1 protein-coding gene and 1 pseudogene are annotated in these 555 nt (G+C 72.6%); both read left to right on the top strand.

Features of this window, described 5'->3' with window-relative positions:
* On the top strand, positions 1–420 hold a 420-nt coding region (locus TW83_RS17345; RefSeq protein ID WP_045984039.1), incomplete at its 5' end, for an SDR family oxidoreductase.
* 26 nt (positions 421–446) lie between these two features.
* A pseudogene (locus TW83_RS22165) lies at positions 447–555 on the top strand (glucose dehydrogenase); the annotation flags it as partial.

Genomic DNA, 555 nt, shown 5'->3' with positions numbered 1-555 from the left:
ATCAACCTGCGCAGCGCGTTGATCTGCGCGCAGGAGTTCGCCCGCGTCCGGATCGCCGCGGGCGGCGGCGGAGCCATCGTCAACGTCACCAGCATTGCGGGCCATCGCGGATTCCCCGACCACGTCGCCTATGCCGCGTCCAAGGCCGGGCTGGAGGGCGCGACCCGCGTCATGGCGCGCGAACTGGGCCCCCACGGCATCCGCGCCGTGGCCATTGCGCCCACCGTCACCCTGACCGAACTGGCCGCCGCCGCCTGGAGCGCGCCGGCCAAGCGCGACCCGATGATGGCCCGCCACCCGATGGGCCGCTTTGCCGAGGCCGAAGACGTGGCCCGCGCCATCGCGCTGCTGCTGTCGGACGATGCGGGCCTGATCACCGGGGCGGTCCTGCCCCTTGACGGCGGCTTCCTGGCCGTCTGACCGAACACCATCCCAAGGAGAATACCATGTCCCAAGACCTGCACGGCAAGGTTGCCGCGATCACCGGGGCCGCATCGGGCATCGGGCTGGCCGCCACGCGCGCGCTGCTGGAGGCGGGCGCCCGCGTGATGCTGG

Origin of the sequence: Paracoccus sp. S4493 (genome assembly GCF_000967735.1) — a bacterium.
GTDB classification, from domain to species: domain Bacteria; phylum Pseudomonadota; class Alphaproteobacteria; order Rhodobacterales; family Rhodobacteraceae; genus Paracoccus; species Paracoccus marcusii.
This window is presented reverse-complemented; position numbering and strand designations above follow the sequence as displayed.